Origin of the sequence: Dyella japonica A8, from assembly GCF_000725385.1 — a bacterium.
Lineage (GTDB): Bacteria > Pseudomonadota > Gammaproteobacteria > Xanthomonadales > Rhodanobacteraceae > Dyella > Dyella japonica_C.
The window spans coordinates 1,797,113-1,821,479 of sequence record NZ_CP008884.1; the positions used below are offsets into that span (position 1 = coordinate 1,797,113).

Annotated in this window: 27 protein-coding genes; 8 read left to right on the forward strand and 19 right to left on the reverse strand. The window is 65.9% G+C overall.

Annotated elements, in window-relative coordinates; translation table 11 throughout:
* Nucleotides 1-78: 78 nt before the first annotated feature.
* Nucleotides 79-456, reverse strand: a complete 378-nt coding sequence (locus HY57_RS07325) for a VOC family protein (RefSeq protein ID WP_019466384.1) — start codon at nt 454-456, stop codon at nt 79-81.
* Between the two features lie 190 nt (nt 457-646).
* Here HY57_RS07325 and HY57_RS07330 point away from each other — a divergent pair, with 190 nt between their 5' ends.
* Both HY57_RS07330 and HY57_RS07335 read left to right on the forward strand, forming a co-directional pair.
* The gene (locus HY57_RS07330) at nt 647-2,581 is read left to right on the forward strand and encodes an ATP-dependent DNA helicase (RefSeq protein ID WP_019466385.1); all 1,935 of its coding nucleotides are present in this window, start codon (nt 647-649) and stop codon (nt 2,579-2,581) included.
* Nucleotides 2,582-2,743: 162 nt separating this feature from the next.
* Complete coding sequence (locus HY57_RS07335) at nt 2,744-3,112, forward strand: VOC family protein (protein ID WP_026034120.1); 369 nt, start codon at nt 2,744-2,746, stop codon at nt 3,110-3,112.
* A gap of 3 nt (nt 3,113-3,115) precedes the next feature.
* Here HY57_RS07335 and HY57_RS07340 read toward each other — a convergent pair whose 3' ends face one another.
* The 3 genes from HY57_RS07340 to HY57_RS07350 form a co-directional block, all read right to left on the reverse strand.
* Nucleotides 3,116-3,931 carry a helix-turn-helix domain-containing protein gene (locus tag HY57_RS07340; protein ID WP_019466387.1) on the reverse strand — a complete coding sequence of 272 codons (816 nt, stop codon included), beginning with the start codon at nt 3,929-3,931 and terminating at the stop codon, nt 3,116-3,118.
* A gap of 89 nt (nt 3,932-4,020) precedes the next feature.
* Complete coding sequence (locus tag HY57_RS07345) at nt 4,021-4,839, reverse strand: alpha/beta fold hydrolase (protein WP_019466388.1); 819 nt, start codon at nt 4,837-4,839, stop codon at nt 4,021-4,023.
* A gap of 50 nt (nt 4,840-4,889) precedes the next feature.
* Nucleotides 4,890-5,261 (reverse strand): nuclear transport factor 2 family protein, encoded by a 372-nt coding sequence (locus HY57_RS07350; protein ID WP_019466389.1) that lies wholly within the window; start codon nt 5,259-5,261, stop codon nt 4,890-4,892.
* 184 nt (nt 5,262-5,445) lie between these two features.
* On the opposite strand from HY57_RS07350, the gene creD reads away from it, so the two are divergent.
* Both creD and tsaB read left to right on the forward strand, forming a co-directional pair.
* A complete protein-coding gene (gene creD, locus HY57_RS07355) occupies nt 5,446-6,789 on the forward strand; it encodes a cell envelope integrity protein CreD (protein WP_019466390.1) in 1,344 nt (447 codons plus the stop codon).
* Nucleotides 6,786-7,475 (forward strand): tRNA (adenosine(37)-N6)-threonylcarbamoyltransferase complex dimerization subunit type 1 TsaB, encoded by a 690-nt coding sequence (gene tsaB / locus HY57_RS07360; protein ID WP_019466391.1) that lies wholly within the window; start codon nt 6,786-6,788, stop codon nt 7,473-7,475. Before creD ends, tsaB begins: the two co-directional genes overlap by 4 nt.
* A 47-nt stretch (nt 7,476-7,522) precedes the next feature.
* On the opposite strand, the gene HY57_RS07365 is transcribed toward tsaB, so the two are convergent.
* Nucleotides 7,523-7,909, reverse strand: coding sequence for an ArsR/SmtB family transcription factor (locus tag HY57_RS07365; RefSeq protein WP_019466392.1), 387 nt, complete (start codon nt 7,907-7,909; stop codon nt 7,523-7,525).
* Between the two features lie 110 nt (nt 7,910-8,019).
* Here HY57_RS07365 and HY57_RS07370 point away from each other — a divergent pair, with 110 nt between their 5' ends.
* Nucleotides 8,020-8,766, forward strand: coding sequence for a glucose 1-dehydrogenase (locus HY57_RS07370; RefSeq protein ID WP_019466393.1), 747 nt, complete (start codon nt 8,020-8,022; stop codon nt 8,764-8,766).
* A gap of 134 nt (nt 8,767-8,900) precedes the next feature.
* A complete protein-coding gene (locus tag HY57_RS07375; protein ID WP_200873908.1) occupies nt 8,901-9,401 on the forward strand; it encodes a DUF302 domain-containing protein in 501 nt (166 codons plus the stop codon).
* Nucleotides 9,402-9,410: 9 nt separating this feature from the next.
* Here the strand turns inward: HY57_RS07375 and HY57_RS07380 are convergent, their stop codons facing one another.
* Nucleotides 9,411-9,842, reverse strand: a complete 432-nt coding sequence (locus HY57_RS07380) for a GFA family protein (RefSeq protein WP_026034121.1) — start codon at nt 9,840-9,842, stop codon at nt 9,411-9,413.
* Nucleotides 9,843-10,027: 185 nt separating this feature from the next.
* Between HY57_RS07380 and HY57_RS07385 the strand changes: the two genes are divergently transcribed.
* Nucleotides 10,028-11,629 carry a tetratricopeptide repeat protein gene (locus HY57_RS07385; protein WP_081500701.1) on the forward strand — a complete coding sequence of 534 codons (1,602 nt, stop codon included), beginning with the start codon at nt 10,028-10,030 and terminating at the stop codon, nt 11,627-11,629.
* A 65-nt stretch (nt 11,630-11,694) separates the two neighbouring features.
* Here HY57_RS07385 and HY57_RS07390 read toward each other — a convergent pair whose 3' ends face one another.
* Nucleotides 11,695-12,720, reverse strand: coding sequence for a YeiH family protein (locus tag HY57_RS07390; RefSeq protein WP_019466397.1), 1,026 nt, complete (start codon nt 12,718-12,720; stop codon nt 11,695-11,697).
* Nucleotides 12,721-12,807: 87 nt separating this feature from the next.
* Here HY57_RS07390 and HY57_RS07395 point away from each other — a divergent pair, with 87 nt between their 5' ends.
* Nucleotides 12,808-13,686, forward strand: coding sequence for a LysR family transcriptional regulator (locus HY57_RS07395; protein WP_019466398.1), 879 nt, complete (start codon nt 12,808-12,810; stop codon nt 13,684-13,686).
* 112 nt (nt 13,687-13,798) lie between these two features.
* Here HY57_RS07395 and ptsP read toward each other — a convergent pair whose 3' ends face one another.
* The 12 genes from ptsP to HY57_RS07455 all read right to left on the reverse strand — a co-directional run bounded on the left by ptsP (nt 13,799) and on the right by HY57_RS07455 (nt 24,118).
* Nucleotides 13,799-15,529 (reverse strand): phosphoenolpyruvate--protein phosphotransferase, encoded by a 1,731-nt coding sequence (gene ptsP / locus HY57_RS07400; protein WP_026034122.1) that lies wholly within the window; start codon nt 15,527-15,529, stop codon nt 13,799-13,801.
* A gap of 155 nt (nt 15,530-15,684) precedes the next feature.
* Entirely contained in the window at nt 15,685-15,954 is a 270-nt protein-coding gene (locus tag HY57_RS07405) for an HPr family phosphocarrier protein (RefSeq protein ID WP_019466400.1), read from the reverse strand.
* Nucleotides 15,947-16,339 carry a PTS sugar transporter subunit IIA gene (locus tag HY57_RS07410; protein WP_019466401.1) on the reverse strand — a complete coding sequence of 131 codons (393 nt, stop codon included), beginning with the start codon at nt 16,337-16,339 and terminating at the stop codon, nt 15,947-15,949. Before HY57_RS07410 ends, HY57_RS07405 begins: the two co-directional genes overlap by 8 nt.
* Nucleotides 16,340-16,382: 43 nt before the next feature.
* Complete coding sequence (gene rapZ, locus HY57_RS07415) at nt 16,383-17,279, reverse strand: RNase adapter RapZ (RefSeq protein ID WP_019466402.1); 897 nt, start codon at nt 17,277-17,279, stop codon at nt 16,383-16,385.
* A 3-nt stretch (nt 17,280-17,282) separates the two neighbouring features.
* Nucleotides 17,283-18,233, reverse strand: a complete 951-nt coding sequence (hprK, locus tag HY57_RS07420; protein WP_026034123.1) for an HPr(Ser) kinase/phosphatase — start codon at nt 18,231-18,233, stop codon at nt 17,283-17,285.
* A 130-nt stretch (nt 18,234-18,363) separates the two neighbouring features.
* Complete coding sequence (gene hpf / locus HY57_RS07425) at nt 18,364-18,687, reverse strand: ribosome hibernation-promoting factor, HPF/YfiA family (protein ID WP_019466404.1); 324 nt, start codon at nt 18,685-18,687, stop codon at nt 18,364-18,366.
* 288 nt (nt 18,688-18,975) lie between these two features.
* On the reverse strand, nt 18,976-20,457 hold the full coding sequence (locus tag HY57_RS07430) for an RNA polymerase factor sigma-54 (protein WP_019466405.1): 1,482 nt from the start codon (nt 20,455-20,457) through the stop codon (nt 18,976-18,978).
* 125 nt (nt 20,458-20,582) lie between these two features.
* Complete coding sequence (gene lptB / locus HY57_RS07435) at nt 20,583-21,302, reverse strand: LPS export ABC transporter ATP-binding protein (protein ID WP_019466406.1); 720 nt, start codon at nt 21,300-21,302, stop codon at nt 20,583-20,585.
* Nucleotides 21,303-21,305: 3 nt separating this feature from the next.
* The gene (gene lptA, locus HY57_RS07440; protein WP_019466407.1) at nt 21,306-21,908 is read right to left on the reverse strand and encodes a lipopolysaccharide transport periplasmic protein LptA; all 603 of its coding nucleotides are present in this window, start codon (nt 21,906-21,908) and stop codon (nt 21,306-21,308) included.
* Nucleotides 21,865-22,428, reverse strand: a complete 564-nt coding sequence (lptC, locus tag HY57_RS07445) for an LPS export ABC transporter periplasmic protein LptC (protein WP_019466408.1) — start codon at nt 22,426-22,428, stop codon at nt 21,865-21,867. The genes lptA and lptC overlap by 44 nt, the downstream gene beginning before the upstream one ends.
* A gap of 35 nt (nt 22,429-22,463) precedes the next feature.
* The gene (locus tag HY57_RS07450; protein ID WP_019466409.1) at nt 22,464-23,003 is read right to left on the reverse strand and encodes a KdsC family phosphatase; all 540 of its coding nucleotides are present in this window, start codon (nt 23,001-23,003) and stop codon (nt 22,464-22,466) included.
* 104 nt (nt 23,004-23,107) lie between these two features.
* On the reverse strand, nt 23,108-24,118 hold the full coding sequence (locus HY57_RS07455; protein ID WP_019466410.1) for a KpsF/GutQ family sugar-phosphate isomerase: 1,011 nt from the start codon (nt 24,116-24,118) through the stop codon (nt 23,108-23,110).
* Between the last annotated feature and the right edge of the window lie 249 nt (nt 24,119-24,367).

Sequence of the window (24,367 nt, forward strand, 5' to 3'; positions counted from 1 at the left end):
CGGGGCCGCGACGAGCCACATCGTGATCGTGCAGTCGCGCACAGGGTGCGCTCCCACAGTTTCTGCGGCGCGCTGCGCCTAGCGCCGCCGCTCTTCCATCAGCCCCACCAGGTTCCCGTCCGGATCGCGCAGGAACGCCAGCCACAGCGTGTGGTCCGACAGCTCCGCCGTGGCCTGCGGTTCGCGCTCGCCCACGGCGCCGCGGTCCAGCAGGCGGCGGAACTGGTGTTCGATGTCCGCCACCTTGAAGTAAAGGACGGAATTGCCGCCTACGGTGCCGGCGCCCTGCGGCGTGGACAGCATCAATCGCACGCCGCCGGCCTGGAGGAAGGCCAGGTTGGCCGCCGGGCGAAACAGGAAGGGCAGCTCGAGGATGTCGCGGTAAAACGCAAGCGCCGCATCGACGTCGCTGACCGTGACAGCGATCTGGCCGATGCCGGTGATCCCAGAGGACATAGCGAGGCTCCGCGTTGAAGGCCTATGCAGTCTATTCGTCTATTCAAAGTCTCGCCTGAGCGTTCATTTTTCCTCACCGTCATTCCGGCGCAGGCCGGAATGACGATGAGGGGAATAGGCGCGTTCCGCGAGATTTTGCCCAGACTCTAGGACATTCGCGCCCGCGCCTCCGGTCGGCGATACTTCGCGGATGATCGATCAAGAGGACGTCGCCGCGCTGCTGGGCACGGAAGGCCCGTTCGCCCGCGAGTTGCCCAATTTCGCCCCGCGTGCCGCGCAGCAGTCGATGGCGCGCGCGGTGCAGCACGCCATCACCGAACGCGAGACGCTGATTGCCGAGGCCGGCACGGGCACCGGCAAGACCTTTGCGTACCTGGTTCCGGCGCTGCTGTCGGGTGAGCGCGTGATCGTGTCCACCGGCACCAAGGCGCTGCAGGACCAGCTGTATTTCCGCGACCTGCCGCGCGTGCGCTCGGTGCTGGATGCGCGCCTGAAAATGGCGCTGCTCAAGGGACGCTCCAATTACCTGTGCCTGTACCGGCTGGACCAGACGGTGCGCGAAGGCGCCACCTTCGATCGCACGCAGGCCTCGCAGCTGGCGACGATACGCACTTGGTCGGCACGCACGCGCCGTGGCGACCGCGCGGAATTGGCCGAGGTTCCCGAGGAATCACCGCTGTGGCCGCGCGTCACCTCCACGCCGGAGAACTGCCTGGGCGTGGAATGTCCGTTCTACGACGACTGCCATGTGATCAAGGCACGCCGCGAGGCACAGGAAGCGGATCTGGTGGTGGTGAACCACCACCTGCTGTTCGCCGACCTCGCGCTCAAGCAGGAAGGCTTCGGCGAAATCCTGCCGGGCGCCAGCGCCTTCATCCTGGACGAAGCGCACCAGATTCCCGAGCTCGCGGGGCAGTTCTTTTCGCAAAGCATCAGCGCCCGCCAGCTCACCGATCTCGCGCAGGACAGCCTGAGCGAATGCAATGGCGTCACCGGTGCGATCGGGTTGGTGCTTGAGCCGGTCGAGGCCATGCAGGACGCGGTGCGCCGGCTGCGCCTCGCGATGGATGCCTTGCCCGAGCGTGGCCCGTTCCACCAGTTGGAAGCCAAGCGCGAGATCGGCGACGCGCTGCACGATCTGCGCGAAGTGCTGGCCGCGTTGACCGACGTGCTGGCCTCGCAGGCCGAGCGCTCGCGCGGCTTCGCCAACGCACACGAGCGCGCCGCGTTGATCAGCGAACGGCTCGACCGCATCGCCGAGCGCGACAGCGAGCGTGACGTGCGCTGGTACGAGCTGTTTCCGCGCGGCTTCGCCTTGCATGCGACGCCGCTCGATCTGGCGGCGCCCCTGCGCGCGATGCGCGAACAGACGCAGGCGGCGTGGATCTACACCTCGGCAACCTTGTCGGTGTCTTCCAGCTTCGATCACTTCGCGCGCCAGCTGGGGCTGGAAGATCCGCAGACCCTGCAGGTGGAAAGCCCCTTCGATTACGCGAAGCAGGCGCTTTGCTACCTGCCTTCGGGTTTGCCCGATCCTTCCGCGCGCGATTACACCGACCGCGTGATCGAAGCCGTGTTGCCGGTATTGCACGCCTCGCATGGTCGCGCCTTTCTGCTGTTCACCTCCCACCGCGCCCTGCGGCGCGCGGCCGAGCTATTGCAGGAGCGCGTGCCGTGGCCGCTGTTCGTGCAGGGCAGTGCGCCGCGGCATCGCCTGCTGGAAGAGTTCCGCCACAGCGGTCACGGCGTACTGCTGGGCGCGGCGAGCTTCTGGGAAGGCGTGGACGTGGCGGGCGAAGCGCTCAGCGTGGTGGTGATCGACAAGCTGCCGTTCGCCTCGCCGGACGATCCGGTGCTGCAGGCGCGGCTGGAAGCGCTGGAGCAATCGGGCATCAACCCGTTCATGGGCTGGCAGGTGCCCAGCGCGGTCATCGCCTTGAAGCAGGGCGCGGGCCGCCTGATCCGCGACGTGCATGATCGCGGCGTGCTGGTGCTGTGCGATCCGCGCCTCACCACCAAGGGATATGGGCGTCTGTTCCTGAATTCGCTTCCCGCCATGCCGCGCACGAAGGAACTGGCGAACGTGCAGGCCTTCTTCGACGACGAAGTGTCCGCCCCCGCCTGAGCTTGCCTTGTGGCAGGAGCGCACGTGTGCGCCACCGCAGACTCGCCATAGATCCGCCCGGCTCGGTCCTTGCTAGGGCGCAGGACGCATCCCGGGCACTGGCATCCATGCTTCGCCGGCAGGATGATGGTGCGAATCACCTTTCCCGAAGAGGGCACGAACATGGCCAAGGTCATCGGTCTCGGCGGCATCTTCTTCAAGGCGCGCGATCCCGGCGCACTGGCCGACTGGTACGCGCAGCATCTGGGGTTGGGGGTGGAGGAGTGGGGCGGCGTGCGTTTCGATGACGATCCGGCCCATCCGGGTTACACCATCTGGTCGCCGTTCGCCGCGGACACCAAGTATTTCGCGCCCAGCACGCAGCCCTACATGATCAATTTCCGGGTGGACGATCTGGATGGCTTGTTCGCCCAGCTGCAGGAAGCGGGCGTGACCATGGATGATCAGATCGAAGATAGCGAATATGGTCGCTTCCTGCGGATCATGGATCCGGAAGGCACGCGGATCGAACTCTGGCAGCCGCCTTCCTGAGACTCAGGCATCCGTTCCGTCTACCGGCACCGCCATTTCGCGCAAGATCCCGGCCGTCGCTTCATTCGCCGGCACGAAGGCTTCCAGCGCCAGCTCGGCGAGCGTGACGTCCATCGGCGTACCGAATACCGTGGTCGTGCTCAACATCGACAGCACCGTGTCGCCCAACGCGAGTTCCATGGGTACGGCGATATCGCCCGCAACAATGCCGTGGGCCGTCGCATCATCGCCTGGATAGCTGCGCAGCTCCTGATACAAGGACACCAGCGTCGCATCGTTCGTCGCCTCGATCTGCCGACGCAGGCGGTCCAGCAGGTGCGCGCGCCACACTGGCAGGTTGCGGATATACGGCGCCAGTCCATCGGGATGCAGGCTCACGCGCAGCACATTGATCGGCGGCGTCAGCCACTGCGGCACCAGCCCGGTGAGCAGGCGCTGTGTGGCCTGGTTGCTTTCGACCAGGTTCCAATGCCGGTCGACGGCCAGCGCAGGATAGGGTTCCAACCCCTTCAGCAGCAGGCGGATCGAGCCCAGTACGGTGGAGAACGCGGGGTCGGCCATGGTGCGCTCGCGATAGACCGGCGCGAAACCTGCAGCAACCAGCAGCTGGTTGCGTTCGCGCAAGGGGATGTCCAGATAGTCGGACAGGCGCAGGATCATGTCGCGGCTGGGCTGCGAGCGGCCCGATTCCATGAAGCTCAGATGGCGCGTGGAAATCTCCGCGCCACTGGCGAGATCGAGCTGGCTCAGGCGGCGATGGCGCCGCCATTCGCGCAGCAGATCACCCACGGGGCGTTGCTGGATCGCCACAGCATTCATGCACTGGCTCCTGAAGGGAATGGGCGGGCCGTGATCGCCCCGCCGCGTCGATGATCCCATGGTGCGGCGGCATTGCCGTGCGCCGGGAGTCATGCATGGGCGTTGGCACCGATGAAGTCTTGCATGTCCTTGAGCAAGGGACGCTGGTGGGTATGGAACATGCCATGTGGCGCGTCGGCGTACTCCAGGTACCGGCAGGCGGGCACCATGCCGGCGATGGCGCGACCGAACGCGACGAGTTCGCTGACGTCGCGTTCTCCATGGATGACGAGCATGGGCACGTCGATCTGGCGCAGCTCGTCGCGCAGGTCGGCACCCACCCGGGTGCGGAAGCATTCGGTGGCGGCATGCAGCGATGTGCCCAGCATGATGTCGATGGTGCGACGGATCACGCCTTCGCTGGTATGCGTTTCGGCAGGCAGGTAGAAGCCGTCGGCTCCTTCGGCGAGCCATTGCGGAAAATCGGCATGGATGGCGGCAAGTGCGGCGTCGACGGTGGATGCGGGCAGCGGCAGGCCGTCGGCATCGAGATAGCAGGGTGCCACCGGCGACAGCAGGATCACTTTCGCGATGCGCTCGCTGCCGTGGCGGGAGAGCAGGCGCACGCATTCGCCCGTGCCCATGGAGTGGCCGATCAAGGTCAGTTCGCGCAGGTCCAGGTGTTCGATCAGTGCCGCCAGGTCATCCGCGAGACGGTCGTAGTCGTAGCCGCCATACGGTCGTTCGGAGCGGCCGTGTCCCCGGCGGTCCATCGCGATGGTGCGCATGCCCAGCGCGTTGAAGTGCAGCATGTGCGGCGCCCACATCTGCGAGTCCAACGCCCATGAGTGGACGAACAGCACGGGTTTGCCATGGCCCCAGTCTTCATAGGCCAGGGTGACGCCATCGTTGGTGGTGAAGTTCGGCATGGTGATGTCTCCGGTGGGCGCGGACGGCGGCGGCCGTCCGCGCGGATGGGTCAGATGACCTGCGGCACTTTGTCGAGGAAGCCGAACACCTGGCGGATGCGCCCGTCTTCCAGCGAGGCGACGTCGAAGCCGATCACCAGGGGCTCATCGGCACCCGGTGCGGCGAGATGCCATTGGAAGCGCAGCGTGTCGTGGTGTGCATCGACCACGCCGGCCAGCGCGAAGCGATGCCCCGGGAACATGTTCTGCACGGCGGCGACGGTGGCATCGATCGCCTGCCAGCCCTTCGCATCCACCATCGGATCGGTGTAGCGCGCGTGCTCGGCGTAGGTGTCTTCGATCAGGCTGCGGCGGCGCAGGGCATCGGTTTCATTCCAGCTGGCGATATAGCGCTCGGCGAGGATGTGGGCCTGGTGGGTCATGGCTGTGTCTCCGTTCGTTGGTGTGGGCACAGCTTGCGGCCCGCCGCGCACCCAGGCGATTACCTCAGGGGTAACGACTTGCGTCCCCGTTCTGCCACAACTCGCTGGCTGCCTGCCCCCGCACGGCCCGCCAGTCCACCCGCGTGGACGTTGTGATGCAGGCTCCGATACGAGGGAATCTGTCATGGGACACTGGCTGAAGGGCTGGACCGCCAAGGTGCTTGGCGTGGGCCTGCTGGCGCTTCTGATGCTGCTGCCACTGTGGAAAGTGCAATCGCTGGTGGAAGAGCGACAGGGCATGCGACGGGAGGCGATCGACCAGATCGCGCAGGGCTGGGGCGGGGAACAGGCGCTTGGCGGGCTCGTGCTCGCGGTGCCGTCGCGCCAGGTGATAACGCTGCCCTCCGGTGAAGTCCGCGAGGGGGCGGATACCACGTATGTCCTGCCGGATACGGTGAATGCCGTGGTGGACATGACGGTGGACAAGCGTCGCTATGGCATCTACGAAGCGCCGGTGTTCGCATCGACGGTGCAGTTGCAGGGGCGCTTCATGCCCGAGGACATCGCGCAGCCACGGCAGGCAGATGGGGCGGTCTGGGCCGAGGAAAAGGCGGAGCTGCGCCTGGTCGTGGGCGATCTGCGCGGGCTGCAGGAAGTGACCGAGCTGCGGATCAACGGCAGGCCGCAACGCTTCGCATCGTCGGCGGCGACGTTCGGTGGCGCGTCGTCTACCATCGTCGTGCCGCTGGACCTGGCATCGTTGCACGACCAGCCGGTCGACTTCTCGGTGAAGCTTCGCCTGGCGGGAACGCAGTCGCTGCAGCTGTTGCCGCTGGCGCGGACCACGGAGGTGACGATGCACGCGCCATGGCCAGATCCAAGCTTTATCGGTGCGGCGCTGCCGATCGAGCGTACCGTGAATCCTGAGGGATTCTCGGCGCGTTGGCACCTGCTGGATCTCAACCGGAAGTTCGGCCAGTCATGGCACGCCAGCGATACGCGCGTGGAGACTGCCGTGCATGACGCCGCCTTTGGCGTGGCCCTGTTCCAGCCGGTGGACGTCTACCAGCGCAATGTGCGCGCAGGCAAATACGGGTTGCTGTTCATCACCATGACCTTCGTGGCGTTTTTCCTGTTCGAGGTGCTCAAGCGCCTGCGCGTGCATCCCGTGCAATACCTGCTGGTGGGCGCGGCGCTGACGTCGTTCTATGTCCTGCTGCTGGCGCTGTCCGAGCAGATCGGCTTCGGGCTGGCCTATGCGATCGCGGCGGCGTCCGTGGTATCGATCATCGCGGGCTACGCGATGGCGGTGCTGGGCGCGCGTCGGGCGGGCCTGTTGCTGGGCGGTGCCCTGGCCCTGGTCTACGCCATGCTCTACGTCGTGCTGGCGGCGGAAGCGTATGCGCTGTTGATCGGCGCCATCGTGCTGGTGCTCACCGTGGCCCTGCTGATGTACCTCACCCGGCGCATCGACTGGTATGCCAGCATGCCTGCGCCGGCCCAGCCGGCTATCATGGAGCGGTCATGAACCTGCTCGCCATCGAAACCTCCACCGAAGCCTGCTCCGTCGCACTGATCCACGGCGACGAAGTGATCGCCCGCAGCGAGCTGGCGCCACGCCGCCATGCCGAACTGGTGCTGCCCATGGCCGATGCCCTGCTGGCGGAAGCCGGGTTGGGCCGCCACGCGCTAGACGTGATCGCCGTGGGCCGCGGCCCTGGCGCCTTTACCGGCGTGCGGCTGGGTATCTCGCTGGCGCAGGGCATGGCGCTGGCGCTCGATGTGCCGGTGGTGACGGTGTCATCCCTCGCCGCATTGGCGCTGGAAGCCCCCGAGGACGATGCCAGCATCCTCGCGGTGATCGATGCCCGCATGGGCGAGATCTACGCCGCCAGCTATCGCAGTGACGGCAACGGCGGCCTCGTCGAACTCGACGAGGAGCGCGTCTGCACGCCCGAAGCCCTTATCTTGTCGCCGTCCCATGCATGGCACGTGGTGGGCACGGGCTGGACGACGTATGCCGATGTGCTGCGTCCCCGCCTTACCGGTCCGTTGCTCTCGGCTGAAGGCGCGCGCTATCCGCAGGCGCGCCATGTTGCCGAACTGGCCGCGCGCGAGTTCGCGGCGGGCCGCGCCCATGCGCCGGAGCAGGCCTTGCCGGTCTATCTTCGCGACAAGGTCGCCCTGACGCTAGTGGAGCAGGGCAAGGCCTGAAAGCCAGCGTTTCCAGGGAGATCCGGGCGGCTTGATTCGATCGGATTTCAGCCGCCGCGCGCGTGCTGGCCGGCAGCCAGGGCTGGTTCAACGTCCTGTTTGCGCGCGGCGCACTGAATGCTCTGCGCGTTCCTGATCGCAGGCAACAGCCCCGGAAAGCGTTGCTCGATCTCGCTGCAACGCGTGGTGTTGAGCATTTCCACGCCACGGCGTTCGCTGCGGATCAGGCCGGCTTCACGCAGGGCACGGAAGTGCTGCGATAGCGTGGACTTGGGAATACACCGGTCCTCCATCTTCAGGAAGGCCGAGCACGTGTTGGCGCTGTCCGCACAGGACAGTTGCCAGTAGATGGCCGCGCGGACGGGGTCGGAGAGGGCATGCAGGATGCCTTCCACGGTCACGTCGTCGATGGAGGGGTGGGTCAGGGGCCTCATGTGCTCATTTTAGCAGCACTTGAAAGTTAGTTCATAAGTTCGTATGTTTCGAACTATTGGAATTCAATCATTCTCCTGCACCCCTCTCCCAACCCTGAACAGGTCCCGTCATGAGCAAGCTCAAAGGTAAAGTGGCTGTCGTTACCGGCGCATCCAAGGGCATTGGCGCCGCCATCGCCAAGGCGCTGGCCGCCGAAGGCGCCTCCGTGGTGGTCAATTACGCCTCCAGCAAGGCCGGCGCGGAGGCCGTGGTCGCCGAGATCACCAAGGCGGGCGGCAAGGCCGTGGCCGTGGGTGGCGACGTCTCCAAGGCAGCGGACGCCAAGGCGCTCGCCGATGCCGCGGTGTCCCAGTTCGGCCGCCTCGACATCCTGGTGAACAACTCGGGCGTGTACGAATTCGGCGCGCTCGACGCCATCACCGAAGAACACTTCCACAAGCAGTTCAACGTCAACGTGCTCGGCCTGCTGCTGACCACGCAGGCAGCCGCGCGTCATATGAACGACGGTGGCAGCATCATCAACATCGGCTCGCTGGTGACACGCATCGTGCCGGCGGAAAGTGCGGTCTATACCGGTACCAAGGGTGCGGTGGACGCCATTACCGGCGTGCTGGCGCGCGAACTGGGCCCGCGCAAGATCCGCGTGAACGCGGTGAATCCGGGCATGGTCGAAACCGAAGGCACGCATGCGGCAGGCTTCATCGGTTCGGACTTCCACCAGGGCGCCATCGCGCAGACGCCGCTGGGCCGCATCGGTCAGCCGAATGACATCGCCTCCATCGTGACCTTCCTCGCGTCGAACGACTCGTACTGGCTCACCGGCGAGCAGCTCTACGCTGGTGGCGGCATGCGCTGACCTCCAAGAGCCTGCTCACAATCGCCTTCAAGCACCAGATTCCCTCACCGTCATTCCCGCTTGCGCGGGAATGACGGTGAGGGGAAGCAAGGTGCTACGGCGAGATCATGAAGAGGCTCTAAGCGACAAGCTGTATGGCGCCCTACGGTGTGGGCCGGGGGCGCTTCTTTGCATGCACCGGATTGACGCCACGAGGCGGAGCATGGCGCGTCTTCCAGGCGCGACGAGGCATCGGGATGTCCAGCCCAACCCGCAACGGCATCATGCAATTCCCTTCGGCCTTCGATGTGGCGACGACCATCGACAGGTTGCGGCAGGCGCTGGAATCGCACGGCGTCACGGTCTTTGCACACATCGATTTCAGCGGCGACGCGGCACGTGCAGGACTTGCCATGCGCACCGAGCAGATGCTGATCTTCGGCAATCCGAAAGCCGGCACGCCGTTGATGCAGCAGGAGTCGCTGGCCGGACTGGATCTGCCGCTCAAGGCGCTCGTCTGGGATGACGGGCAAGGTGCGACATGGGTGGCCTGCAATGCGCCCGAATACATCATCGCCCGGCATGGATTGCCCGACGCCATGGCCGCGAATCTGGCGGGGCCGCTGCCGCTTTTGAAACAGGCTTCCTCGCGCTGACCCGCCTCGTCAGTCCAGTCGTTCGACGAAGCTGACGTTGGCAATCCAGTTCGCTTGCCGCCTGGCGAGTTTCGAACTCACATCCTCCTCGCTGAAGCTTGCGGGCCGATGATTGAGCAGGCGCGGGTCGATGTCGTCCAGGGTGTTGACGTTGACCACGGCATAGAGCCGATCATCCACCGTACAAGTCACCAGCGGAACGACACCACATCGGTTGCAGATCAGGAAATGCGCGGTACCCGTGCCAAAGGCATAGCGGTTGACCGCGACTGGATCACGCAAGGCGACGCGCAGACGGCCATCCGGAACAGACGTCCAAACCGCCCCATGCCGAGTGCAGAAAGAGCAATCACAGGCCCTCGCGGGGATCTCCACGGGGTCGGGCTCCCAGGTGAGCTCGAAGGCGATGTTCCCGCAATGGCAATGACCGTTCAGCAGCATGATCGTCGATACCTTGGTTGACTGGCGGCGGAGCTGTCCGCCGTACGCCCAAGCCTAATGCGTACCGGCCTGCCCATGGAAAGCCCCGCCAGGGCGCCGTGGCTGGCGCCGCTTCACAGAACGAGGCTTTCGCCTGGCCCTATGCTCGGCCGGCGGCAGTGGGCCGTGCGCCATCAGGAGGAGACATGATGTCCCGGACTCGCTGGTTGTGGTGCCCGGCATGGGCGTTGATGGCTATCGCTGGTGGCGTATGCCAGGCACAGGGCTTAGCGCCCGCGCCGCCTGCGGCGCAGGCCACGCCGCCGCCGTCGCGCTGGCCCTTCAACAGGAATCTGTACCGTCCTTTCCTGGAAGCCGCCCGCGCCGCCGAACAGATCAGCGACCCGCTGCAGCGTTGCCTCGCTTATCCGGATCTGCCAGGAGTGAACTGGACGAAAGCCGTTACTGCCGCGTACTGCCACTATCAGTTCGACCCTGTCGTCTCCCTGGCCGAGGCGCGCGACCTGATCGAACACGGCAAGGCTGCCGAGCTCGACCGGCGGCTCGGCAAGGCCCGGCCGGCTCCGCTGTCGACGCTGGGCGCGCATGATCGGCTGGAAGGCACGTACTTCACCGATTTCGACGACGGTAGCGACGACCTGCGTGCGCTGCTCGATGCCTGGAAAAAGCAGTCACCGCACAGTGCTTACGCGCTGGCGGCCAGTGGCATGGCGTACGCGGCCATGGCGCAAAAGCAGCGCGGTGCCGAGGTGGCCTCCCGGACGTCGCCAGCTTCGTTTGAGGCCATGTCGCGCCTGCTGACATTGGCGCGCGCGGATCTCGACGAGGCGATCAAGCGGGATCCCAAGGTGACGCCAGCCTATTCGTCGATGATCTACGTGGCCGGGCTGGAGGGCGACCGCGCCTACGCGGCCCACGCAGGTGAGCAGGGACTGGCCAACGATCCGGCCAACTATTCCATCTATGCGAATCTGGTCTGGATAAACCAGCCCAAGTGGGGTGGCAGTGTCGAAGCGATGCAGCGCCTCGTCAGCGATGCCCAGGCGCATGCCGACCAGAACCCGTTGCTGCGACTACTGCTTTCCCAGCGCACCGGTGGCGACGAGGCCATAGAAGACTGCAACTGCGTCCGCGTTGATGACCCCAGGGCGTCACCGACGGCGCAAAAGGACTTCTACGCGGCGGCGAAGAACGTTTATCAGCAGCTGTTCGATGAAGCCGCTCCAAGGCTCATGCTGCGCAGTGCGGCCGTGTCGACGCGCAACCATCACGCGCTTCCGCTCTCGCTGATCTATCGCTCCGAAGAAATCCGCTTCAGTCGCGATGCCATCGAGCCGCGCATACTCCGGGCGCTCGATCTGGCCGATAGCGGCCAGCAGGAATGGGCGCTGGCCGAGGGCAAGGCGCTGGTGAGCCTGCGGCCGCAGGATCCGGATGCCTATGTCGCGCGTGGCATGGCGTACCGGGCTTCGGGTGACGTGAAACAGGCCGCGGATGATCTGGAGGAGGCCGTGCGCCGGAATCCCTCCGATGGCTGGACGCTCAACGCCTTGTGCCACCTTTATGTGGACGAAACCCACGATTGGGACAAGGGGTGGGCCGCCACCAACAAACTGCTGCAGTTGAGGCCGGACAGCGCGAGCGGATGGTTCTACCGCGCCACCATCCAGAAGGAGCAACCGCGCGAGGGACTCGATCAGACGATCGCGGACTTCATGGCAAAGTTCGGCGGCGATCCGAATAAGCAGGAGCTGGTGGCGCATATGCAGGCGATGAAACAACGCTGAGTTTCATCGCCGCCCGCGATCCTCCCTGCCGGCCTGGTATCGCTGAGGTGCCGTCAGAGCTGCCGTCAGAGCTGCCCGATGACCAACTGCACCAGCAGACTGCTCACCGATACCGCCGCCCAGACGCCCAGGCCGAGCAGGATCGGGCGCGCACCCGTCGAAGCCATCTTGCGCAGGTTGGCGGACAGGCCGATGGCCGTCAGCGCCACGATGATCAGGAACTCCGCGGCCATGTGCAGCAGCGGCTGGAGCGCGACCGGCACCAGACCTGCCGTACGAATGCCCGAGGCCACCAGGAACCACAGGATGAACCAGGGAAAGATGCGGGCCAGGCTGAAATCGCTGGCGCCCTGCTTCTTCTGCTTCCAGGCGGTGGCGAAGGCGATGATCAGGCAGATCGGGATGATCAGCGTGGCACGCGTCAGCTTGACGATGGTGGCGTAGTCACCGGCCTCCTTGCTGAAGCTGTAACCGGCGGCCACCACCGACGAGGTGTCGTTGATCGCCGTGCCCGCCCACAGGCCAAAGCCGAGATCCGACAGGTGAAGCAGATGGCCCAGCAGGGGGAACAGCAGCACCGCGACCAGGTTGAACAAAAAGATGGTGGAAATCGCGAAGGCGGTGTCGTGCTCGTCCGGCTTGATGATGGGCGTCACCGCGGCAATGGCCGAGCCACCGCAGATGGCCGTGCCCACGCCAATCAGGATCTTCAGCTTGTCGTGCACCTTCAGCCAGCGGCCGAGCAGCCATGCGGTGAGGAAGGCCACCGTGATGGTCACCAGCGTCACCGACAGCGATTCCAGCCCCGTCTTGGCGACTTGGTCCAGGCTCAGGCCGAAACCCAAGGCAATGATCGACCACTGCAGCACCTGCTTGCCGGCGAACTGGATGCCCGGGGCATAGCGGGCGCCCGGCGCCACCGTGTTGCGCACCAGGATGCCCAGCACGATGCCGAACACCGGGCCGCCGATCAGCGGGGCGAGCTTTCCCAGCCCCAGTGCCGCCAGGGCGATCAGAAGGGATAGGCCAAGGCCGGGCAGGCGCTGGGAAAGGGTAGGGGTGGCCGGGCTGGCGATGGCGGTGGTGTTCACGGGGCTCTCCTGCAATGGGCGCCATTGTCCGCTCCGCCATCCATCAAGAAAATTTTGAATTATTGATGATTGTTATAAAATAAGCTGATGATCAACATCAGCCCGCGCCAGCTCGAGGTGTTCGTGCAAATCGCACGCCTCGGCAGCGTGCGGGCAGCCGCCGAGGCGCTGCACCTTACCCAGCCCGCCGCCAGCATGGCCCTGGCGGAAATGGAGCGGCAGCTGGATACCACTGTCTTCGCTCGCGAACGGGGGCGCCTGCGGCTCAACACCCGCGGGCGCGAATTGCTGCCACTCGCGCAGGAGTTGCTGGAGCGCTATGCCGAATTCGGCCGCGTGGGCAGCGGTGGTGTCGACGAGCTGGGTGGCGAGTTGCGCGTCGGCGCAAGCAATACCGTCGGCAACTATCGGGTCGGCGAGCTCCTGGGCGCCTTCGTGCGGGCGCATCCGCATGTGTCGGTCCGGCTGCGCGTGTCCAACACGGCGGAGATCGTGGCGGCCATGCTCGATCACGCGCTGGAGCTTGGCTGTGTCGAAGGGCCGGTGGCGCATCCATCGCTGGAAGTCCGCCCGTGGCGCGACGACGTGCTGGCGGTGTGCACCTCGCCGGATCATCCGTTGGCGCGCAAGCGGCGGCTGGAGCCGGAGGATTTCGCCGGGGCGCGCTGGGTGTTGCGTGAACCGGGTTCGGCCACGCGCAGCCTGAGCGAGCGGGCCCTGTCTTCATTACCTGCGGGTGAAACCGTGCTGGAGCTGGATCAGGCGGAGGCCATCAAGCAGGCGGTGATCGCCGGGCTCGGCATTGCCTGCCTTCCCGAAGTGTCCGTGATCGACGCGGTCGCCGCCGGGCGGCTGAAAGTGCTGCACACGCCGTTCCTGGACCTGCATCGCAAGCTGTCGCTGTTGCTGCATCGGCAGCGCTATCGCGGCGCGTTGATCGAAGCGTTTCTCGCTTGCGCGGGTTAATGCCCCGTCGCACTCTGTAGGAGCGCACTTGTGCGCGACCGCAGCGCTTCGTCGTGACCATGGCGCACGACGGTCGCGCACAAGTGCGCTCCTACAGAAAAGCGAAATACGATCAGCCGGTGATGCTGGCCAGCAGCGCTTCCGCTTCCTCGTGCGTTCGCGCACGCAGGATGCGCGGCGCCTGCGCGCGAAGCGCGGCATGATCGAGCGAGATAAGGCGATCGCGCACGTGCAGCAGCTGGCTGGGGTGCATGCTGAACTCGCATAGCCCGAGCGCCAGCAGCAACGCGGTGAAGTTCGCATCGCCGCCGATTTCGCCGCACAGGCTTACCGCTTTCTTCGCGCGTCGTCCTTCCGTGATCACGTAGGCGAGCAGGCGTAGCAGTGCCGGCTGCAGCGGGTTGTAGATGTTGTCCAGCGCGTCATTGCCACGGTCGGCGGCAAGCACGTACTGCGCAAGGTCATTCGTGCCGATGGCGAGGAAGTCGGCGTGTTCGAGCAACGCTCGCACGTTGATCGCTGCCGCCGGCACTTCGATCATCGCGCCCAGCTGCAGCTTTTCGGGCAGGTCGATGTTCTCGCGCTTCAACTCCTGCCGTGCGAGCTTGAACAAGGTGCGCACCGCAATCAGCTCGTCCGGCTGCGTCACCATCGGCACCAGCACGCGCACCGGGCCGTAGCAGGCGGCGCGCAGGATGGCGCGGATCTGCGTGGTGAACACCGCGGGGTAGCGCAGCGACAGGCGCACGCCGCGCACGCCCAGCGCGGGGTTGTCCTCGCCGCGTATCACCAGGCCCGCGGCATCGGCTTTGTCGGCGCCGAGGTCGAGCGTGCGGATGGTGACGGGCAGGCCGCCCATGCCCAGCACCAGGTCGCGGTAGGCGATGAACTGCTCGTCCTCGGTGGGCAGGCCTTTCTGGCGTAGGAACAGGAACTCGGTGCGATACAGGCCGACGCCGTCCGCGCCGCGGGCGCGGGCCATGGCGATGTCGGGCGGCATTTCCGCGTTGGCGTAGAGGCGGATATCCACGCCGTCACGGGTGCGCGTGGGCGCGTTCGCCAGTGTGGCCAGGCGGCGGCCTTCCTGTGCCGCCTCGCGCTGCCAGGCGCGGTAGCGGGCCAGATCCTGCGCGGTGGGATGCACCACGGCCTCGCCGCGTTCGGCATCGAGCAGGATCAGGTCGTCATCGTGGATGGTCGACAGCGCGTCGCGCGCACCCACCAGCATGGGCAGGTCGAGGCTGCGCGCCAGGATGGCGCTGTGCGAATACGGGCTGCCCGAACTGGCCACCACGCCGAGCAGGCCGGCGCCGGCCAGGTGGGCCATGTCGGCAGGGGCAATGGTGTCGGCAATGAGGATCTCGCCCACGCGCGCGGCCAGCTTGCGCTCTTCGCGGCTGGTCTGGCGCTGCAGGGCGGAGATGACGCGGCTGATGACCTGGTCGACATCCTCTTTGCGCGAACGCAGGTACGGATCGTCCATCGCCTCGAACACGGCGGCCAGGCGGTCGCGCTGTTTCTTCAGCGCGGCACCGGGACGGTAGTGGCCAATGCGTACCAGGTCATCCAGCCCGCGCAGCAGCTCCGGGTCGTCGAGCAGCAGGCTGTGCGCGTCGATGAACTCGTTCACTTCGCGGGCGAGCGCACCATGCAGCTTGCCGCGCAGCTCGCGCAGTTCCTGGCGGGCGGTATCCAGCGCGCGATGCAGGCGCTCCAGTTCGACGTCGATTTCGTCCTCGTTGAGTGGACGCGTGTCGACCAGGTAGCGACTGGGCTGCACCAGGCGGGCACGGCCCAGGGCCATGCCTCTCGCTGCGGTGGTGCCTGTCAGTACCTGTCTCATGTGGGCCTTCCATGGTGGAGCGGCCGGTCCGGCCGCGCGTGGCGTCGGCATCCCGCCAACGCGTGGATTCCTGACCGGAAACGATGGCACGACGCAGCCCACCGGGCCGTGAATACGGCCTCAGGGTGAAGCACGCGTGTCATCTCCTTGCCCACTCAGGCTCCTTCGTCGAACTTGCGGTCAAACAGCGCCACCACGGCGTCGAGCGCGGACTGCTCGTCCGGGCCGTCGGCACGCACGAGCAGCGGTGTGCCGATGCCGGCGGCCAGCATCATCACACCCATGATGCTTTGCGCATTCACTTCGCGACCCTTGCTGACCAGCCATACGGTGGACTTGAAGCCCTGCACGAGCTGCACGAGCTTGGCCGAGGCGCGGGCGTGCAGGCCCAGCTTGTTGGAAACAACGATCTCTTTTTCAAGCATGGTCGATGAAGATTCCTCCGCGGCCACCACTGGCGGCGATCTCCGCCAGTTCGTCCAGCGGTTTTTCCGCGTAATTGAGCACGCGCAGCAGCATCGGGAGGTTGAGTCCCGACACGCAGCGCAACCGAACCCCGAGCGCGCCCAGCGACAGCCCGATGTTGCAGGGCGTGGCGCCGTAAAGGTCGGCGAGCACCAGCACGCCGTCGCCTTCGTCAAGTTCCCGCGCATGCCTGGCCGTGAGCGTACGCATCACGTCGGGATCCTCATGCGGGGGCACCTCGACCGCTTCCACCCGCAAGGGCAGTTTGGGCAGCACGTGGTGGGCGGCAGAGATCAGCGCCTGGCCGACCGCCTCGTGCGTCATCAACAGCACGCCGACGCTCATGACGGCAAGCCGGTCCGCTTCGTTTGGATGGACAGCATGGCTATCACTCGAGTTCGCGATGGAAGGTAAGCACGCCGTTTCGCAGCGCGCGGTAGTGGGCGGCCAGTTTCTCCACCAGGTACACCGAGCGGTGGCGGCCGCCGGTGCAGCCGATGGCGATGGTGACGTAGCTGCGGTCGTCCGCCTCGAAGCGGGGCAACCACGTGTCGAGCCAGCGGGCCGTGTCCGCGAAGTACTCGGCGACCAGCGGCTGGGCTTCCAGGTAGTCGCGCACGCCTGCGTCCTTGCCGGACAGCGGGCGCAGCTTCGGATCCCAGTGAGGGTTGGGCAAGCAGCGCGCGTCGAACACGAAATCCGCGTCCAGCGGCAGGCCGCGGCGGAACGCGAACGACTGGAACATCAGCGTCAGCCCTTCGGTGGCCTCGGCGTAGCCGGTGGCGATCAGGCGGCGCAACTGGTGCACGTTCAGTTCGCTGGAATCGATCACCTTGTCGGCGATGGCGGACAAGGGGCGCAACAGGCGGCGTTCTTCGGCAATGGCATCGGCGAGCGACAGGCGTCGCGATGACAGCGGGTGGCGGCGGCGCGTTTCCGAATAACGCTTGATCAGCACGTCGTCGCGGCAGTCCAGGAAGATCAGGTGGGTGTGCACGCCAGCGGCGGCCAGCTCCGACAGCATGGCCGGCATGCGCTGCAGGTCTTCACTGGGATTGCGCACGTCCACGCCCACCGCCACGTTGCGGCGCTTGCCTTCCACGTGCCGGCTCACCGCGGCGACCAGCTGCGGCAGCAGCACGGTCGGCAGGTTGTCGACGCAGTAGAAGTCCAGGTCTTCCAGCGCGCGCAGGGCTACCGTCTTGCCACCGCCCGACATGCCGGTGAGCACGATCAGGTGGATCGCGTCAGGCTGCTGGATGGCGCTGGAGGTCGTCTCGCTCATGGGTCACCACGGAGGCAGCCGGCGCATCTGGTGCGCCTGGCGGTCGATGAAGGTCTGGGCAGGGTCGATGCCCTTGCTCTTGAGCACATGGTTGCGCACGGCCGCCTCGACCAGCACGGCCAGGTTGCGGCCGGGTGCCACGGGAATGGTGATCATCGGCACCGGCACCTCGAAGATCTCGCGATGGCCGATATCACCGGTGAGGCGCGTGAGCCCGTCGGTGTCTTCCCCTTCGCGCAGGGGCTTCAGGTGCACGACGAGTCGAAGGTACTTGGAGGGCTTGACCGCGGTGTGACCGAACATCTCGCGCACGTTCAGCACGCCCAGGCCGCGCACTTCCAGCAGATCCTGCAGCAGCTCGGGGCAAGTGCCGTCGATGACGTCGGGGGCGATCAGGGTGAATTCGGTGGCGTCGTCGGCCACTAGGCGGTGGCCGCGGCTGATCAGTTCCAGCGCAAGTTCGCTCTTGCCGGAGCCCGATTCGCCGGTGATCAGCACGCCGATGGAGAACACTTCCAGGAACACGCCGTGCAGGGTGATCTTGGGCGCCAGCGTGCGCGCCAGGTGGTACTGCATCCAGGTCAGCAGCTCGTGGCCGCGCTTGGAGCTGATCCACAGCGGGGTATTGGTTTCCTCCGCCACCTCGCGCAGATCGGTGGGGATGGGCTGGTCCTTGGTGACGATCATCGCCACCGGCTGGTAGGCGGCGATCTTGTTGATCGCTTCCCAGCGCTGCCGCGAATCCAGGCTGTCGAGGAAGTTCAGCTCCTCGGTACCGATGATCTGGATCTTGTTCGGATAGATGACGTTGAGATAGCCGATCAACGATGGGCGGCGCGTGGTCGTCGCGGCCTGCTCGAGCACGCGTGATTCGCCGCGCATGCCGGAAACCCAGCGCAGGGCCATGCGCTCGTGAACGCTGTCATAGAGTTGTCGGGCGGTCAGCCTATCCAAGCCTTGTCCTTTGCGCCGCCGGAAGAGGGTGGCTGCGCGGACATTGTGCCAGTTCACACCGGCGGATGCCTTGGATCGGGGGAACAAGCGGGAGGAAGGCCCGCCCGGCGAAGGGGCGGGCCCGGGTGGGTCAGCCGTAGAGGCGCTCGTCGCGGGAAGCGCGCTGGTGCTTGTCGCAGATCTTCTCGCGGTGTTTGCGCAGCTGGGTCACCAGCTTGTCGAAGAGGACGTCGATGGAGACGTACATGTCGTTCTCAAGCGCTTCGGCGTGCAGGGTGCTGCCCGTGACGGAGAGCGTGCCTTCGGCGCGCTGCTGAAGCTTGTTCACGGAAAGAACGATGCTCAGGCCGAGAATGCGTTCGTCGAGGCGGGTGAGGCGGTCGAGCCGGCTGTTCACGTGATCCCGAAGGGCCGGGGTGACTTCAATCTGCTGACCGCTGAGCTGAACTTGCATGTTGCGCCTCCTTCAGTACTGCCGCGGGTGCGGCTGGGGTCGATGCGCCGGTCGCTTATGTCGTGGCCGACACACCTTTGAAAGCAGTAGTTTTTCGGATGGGTTTTCCGGCCTCCTCGCCAAGCAGGGAAAGTCACTATGCGCCTATGAGGTTTTCTTCGCGTTAGAAAGACCTTCACGCGCTCGACATGACAGCTTCCTTCCGATCGTCTCACTCATGAGTATGGGGACGCCTTTTTTGCCGCCAAGTTCCCGAGACGCTTTGCCACAGTGAATGGGCAGGCGCGTTCAGCCAGCGCGCTGGCGCTCGCTGGAGCTGGGAATACGCATGGCTTCGCGGTATTTGGCGACGGTGCGTCGGGCAACCTGAATGCCCTTGCGGTGCAGTTCCTCCGCGATGGCCTGGTCGGACAGCGGCTTGCGCGGGTCCTCGGCATCGACCAGCTTGCGCAGCATGGCCTGGATGGCGGTGGCCGAGGCGCTGCCACCGTCTTCGGTGGACACGCCGCTGGAGAAGAAGTGCTTGAGCTCGAACGTGCCCCGCGGCGTATGGATGTACTTGCGGGTAGTTACACGTGAAATCGTTGATTCGTGCATGCCCACTTCCTCGGCGACTTCGCGCAGCACCAGGGGGTGCATGGCTTCGGGGCCGTAGTCGAGGAAGGCGCTTTGCCGGCGCACGATGGCTTCGGCCACCTTGAGCAGCGTTTCCGCGCGCGATTCCAGGCTCTTGATGAGCCAGCGCGCTTCCTGCAGCTGGCCGCGCATCCAGCTCGCATCGGTGCCGCGTGCCTGGGCGATGAGCCCGCAGTAGTGCTGGTTGAGCCCGAGTCGCGGTTGGCAGTCCGGGTTGAGGCTGACGCGCCAGCGCCCGCCGTCCTTGCGCGCATAGACGTCAGGGGCGACGTATTCCACCGGCGTGACGTCGAGCGCCGCGCCGGGGCGCGGGTCGAGGCTTCGGATCAATACGGCGGCGGCGGCGGTGTCGTCTTCGTTCGCGCGCAGCTTGCGGGCCAGTCGCGCGATGTCGTTGCGCGCCAGCAGTTCCAGTTCCGCGTCCACGATGCGCAAGGCGAGTTCGCGCTGTGGCGTGTCCACTGCGAACTGTTCGAGCTGCACGCGAAGGCAATCGCGCAGATCCACGCTGGCCACGCCGGTGGGATCGAACCGTTGCAGCATGTGCCGCACGTACTCCACTTCCTCCTGCGTCGCCCGGATATCGGCGGGCAGGGCGGCGATGAGCGACTCCATGCTCTCGGTGAGATAGCCATCGGGATTGAGCGCGTCGATCAGCACTGCGGCGATGGTGCGGTCGCGCACGCTCATGTGCGTGAGGTTGAGCTGCCAGAGCAGGTGTTCCTGCAAGGTCTCCGGCGCGGCGTTCTGCGGTTCGAAACCGTCGTCGTCGGCGTTGCCATTGCCGCTGCGCGAGGAGGCGCCGCTGCCGTTGGAGAAGTCGACCGGATCGTCGCTGCCGCCGTCGGAGTCGGCGTCACCCCATTCGGGGGCTTCGGCGTCGTCGACGGTATCGCTGCTGCTGGTCGAGCTGGACGAACTGGCGACGGGAATGGACTCCATCGGCTCGCGTTCGTCGCCGTCGAGGTTTTCCGGGTTGTCGTCGGAAAACTCGAGCAGGGGATTGCTTTCGGCGATCTGACGGAGTTCCGCTTCAAGCTCAAGCTGCGACAGCTGCAGGAGGCGAATCGCCTGCTGCAACTGTGGAGTCAGCGTGAGCTGCTGATTGAGGCGAAACTGCAGTCCGGGTTTCATGCCAGGCGGTCGGGATGAATGTGAAGATCATCCTAACTCCTGGCCCCGGGGTCGGCCATAGGTCGAAGGCCGATTCGCGTACTACCTCAGGTTTAATCCCTGCGAGTTAGGCCGGTCGGCCCGGGTTACAGGCGGAATTCACGGCCCAGGTACACCTCGCGGACCTTTTCGTCGGCCAGGATGTGCGCCGGCGTGCCACGCGAAAGCACCTCGCCGTCGTTGAGGATGTACGCGCGGTCACAGATGCCCAGCGTCTCGCGCACGTTGTGGTCGGTGATGAGCACGCCGATGCCACGCTCCTTGAGGTGACGGACGATGCGCTGGATTTCGCCCACCGAAATGGGGTCGACGCCCGCGAACGGTTCGTCCAGCAGCATGTAGCGCGGGTGTGCGGCCAGTGCGCGGGCGATTTCCACGCGGCGGCGTTCGCCACCGGAAAGGCTGATGCCCTTCTGGTCGGCGATGTGCGAAATCTTCAGTTCGTCCAGCAGGCTTTCCAGCTCGTTGGTGCGCCGCTTCTCGTCCCAGCCTTCGCGCAGCTCCAGCACCGCCATGATGTTGTCGGCGACGGTAAGGCGCCGGAACACCGAGGCTTCCTGGGGCAGGTAGCCGATGCCGAGCTTGGCGCGCTGGTGCATGGGCAGGCCGGTGATGTCCTGCTTGTCCAGCTTGATGACGCCGGCGTCGGCTTCGATCAGGCCCACCACCATGTAGAAACAGGTGGTCTTGCCGGCGCCGTTGGGGCCCAGCAGGCCAACCACTTCGCCCTCGCGGATGGAGAAGGCGAAGTCGCGCACGACTTGGCGTGCCTTGAAGCTTTTTTGCAGACCTTCAGCGGACAGCATCGATCAGTGGCCCTCGGCCGGCTTGGTGGTCGGCTGTGGAGCCGCGGGTGGCGTGGCGGCCGGCGCGCCCGGCTTGGGCTTGGGCAGGATCACGCCGTGCACCAGCCCGTCGCCGCCGGCTTCGCCGGTGATCAGGCTGGTGTTGGTGTTGTAGGTGAGCTTGTCGCCGTGGAACTCGCCGCGACCCTGCTGGCGCACCACGGCGTTGGTGGTGAGCACGGCGATGCCGTTGATGTTGTCGTAGTCCAGCGTGGCGGCGTCGCCCTGCACCAGGTTGTTGTTCTCGTCCAGCTGCTGGATGTGGGCCGGATTGCCGGTGACCACCACGCGGGCGATCTGCTGCTCGCCGTCCATGTAGATCTTGGCCACGTCGCCGGTCAGCACCATCGTGCCCTGGACCACCTTCACGCTGCCCTTGAGGGTGCTGATGGTGTTGGGGGCGTTGAACGCCTCGGTGTACTTGGCGTCGTAGTTCATCGGCTGGTCGCGGTCCGACTTCTTCGCCATGGCCGCGGCAGGCAGCAGGGCGAGCAGGCCCAGTGCGAGGAGGCTGGCGGAAAGCTTAGGACTTGTGGGTGCGCGGCGGGTACGTGCCGTGGCTTTCATCGAGCAGCTCCAGATGATTGGTGTTGAGGTTGGCACGCATGCCGACCCCGCTAAGTGTACGTGCGCCTTGCTTCATGTGCGCCGGGGCGTCGGTCACCATCCGGTTTTCCTTGGGCCAGGCGGTAACGTCGGAGGTGTGGATCTCCGCCGCGTCGGTGATCCCGAACGCCGCTCTGTGCATATAGACCGGGCCCTGCAGCTTGAGCAGGGTGCCGCTCTTGTCCACCCAGGCGTAGAGCGAATTGCCCAGCCACGGGGGCACGCCCGCCTGGTTCGAGGGCAGGGTGAAGTCGGGTGTGGTGATGTAGAGGGAGTCGTCGTTTTCGCGGCGTTCCAGGCGCGGGGCCACCATCTGGAAGCTCGGCAGGCCATCCACGTCGTACGACCACAGCTGGAAATTGGTCAGCGTGTAGCCCGAGCGCGGCGGACCGACGAACTCGTTGATCTTCGGCGCCGGGGCCAGCCACCAGTACAGCACCTGGGTGGCGCCCATGGCCGCGGCCATGACGATGATCGCCACCGGAAGGCTCCGGTCGCGGAGGTACGTTCGCAAATTCACCGCCAGCGCTCCCGCTCGGCCGCTGCCTTGCCCTGGGCCTGCAGGATCATGTCGCAGACCTCGCGGGCCGCCCCCTGGCCGCCACCCAGGCGGGTGTGCCAATGGGCCTGTTCGGCCACCCATGGATGGGCGTTGGCCACGGCCACGGCGAGGCCGGCGATGCGCATCGCCGGCAGGTCGGGCAGATCGTCGCCCACGAAGGCTGCCTGTTCCGGCGCCAGGTTGAGTGCTTCCAGCAGCTGCTCCAGGCTGGCGCGCTTGTCGCCCTGGCCCTGGTAGACGTGGGCGATGTCCAGCTCCTCGGCGCGCAGGGCCACGGGGTGGCTGATGCGGGCGGAAATGATCGCCACCTGCACCCCGTTGGCCATCAGGCGCTTCAGGCCCAGGCCGTCGTGCACGTGGAACACCTTGGTCTCATGGCCGTCCTCGGCGTACCACAGGCGGCCGTCGGTCAGGGTGCCGTCCACGTCGAACACGACGAGGCGGATCTTGGCGGCACGGGCCAGGACGTCTGCGGGAATATCAGCCAGATACATGAGTGAGATCGGCAACCAGGCGAGGAAGGGGTGAAACCGTCAAACGCCGGGCAACCCGGACGGTGGACGCGATGGCGGTAAAGGAGAGCAGCCGAACCTTTCGATCAGACCACACGGGCACGGAGCAGGTCGTGAATGTTCAGGGCGCCCACCACCTGCTGCTGGTCATTGACCACCAGCAGGGCGTGGATCTGGTGTTTTTCCATCAACTGGGCCGCCTCGATGGCGAGCTTGTCGGCACCGATGGTCTTGGGGCCGCGGGTCATCAGTTCGGCCACCGTGGCGCCGCGCAGGTCGACGCCGTCGTCGTCCAGCGCGCGGCGAAGGTCACCGTCGGTGAACACGCCGAGCAGGTGCTGGTCGGCGTCCACCACGGCGGTCATGCCCAGGTGCTTGCGCGTCATTTCCATCAGCGCCTGCGTGAGCGAGGCATTGGGCGGCACCGCCGGGATGCCTTCGCCGGTGTGCATCACATCGCTGATATGCAGCAGCAGGCGGCGCCCCAGGCTGCCGGCCGGATGCGAGCGGGCGAAGTCTTCCGAGGTGAAACCCCGAGCCTCGAGCAATGCGACGGCGAGGGCGTCGCCCATCACCAGGGCTGCCGTGGTGCTGGCCGTGGGGGCCAGGCCCAGCGGGCAGGCTTCGGCGGCGATGCTGGCATCCAGGTGCACATTGGCCTGGTCGGCCAGCGAGGAGTTGGCGTTGCCCGTGATGGCGATGAGGGGAATGCCCTGGCGCTTGATCACCGGCAGGATGAACAGCACTTCGTCGGTTTCGCCGGAATTGGACAGGGCGAGCACCACGTCCTGCGGCAGGATCATGCCAAGGTCGCCATGGCTGGCCTCGCCCGGGTGGACGAAGAACGCCGGCGTGCCGGTGGACGCCAGCGTGGCGGCGATCTTGCGGGCGACGTGGCCCGATTTGCCCATGCCGGTCACCACCACGCGGCCGGCGCAGCCCATGATCAGGCGGCAGGCTTCCACGAATTCGGGGCCGATGCGCGGTTCGAGCGCGCGGATGGCGGCGGCCTCGGTGGCGATCACCGTGCGTGCGCTCTGCACGATGGTGTCGGCGTTGATCGCGTGCTGGCTGGCTGGGGCGACGTGGGCGTTCATGCGTCCTCGGATATCGGGCCGGAATTCCGTCATGACCCTGAACGGGTGGCTGAAAGAAGGAAAGTTCCGCTAAATCATGTTGTTGTGCGTAAGAGGCGCCTCAAAAGGGGATGGCGCCGGGCTCACGTGTCGTTTCTGCGACAGAGGTTTTCCATTAACATGGCATATTCGCATTTTAACGTCATAGTCGGTGACATTGGGTTCGGTTCCAGTCCGGATCGGTGGCACTGACCCAAACCCGCAAGTGGA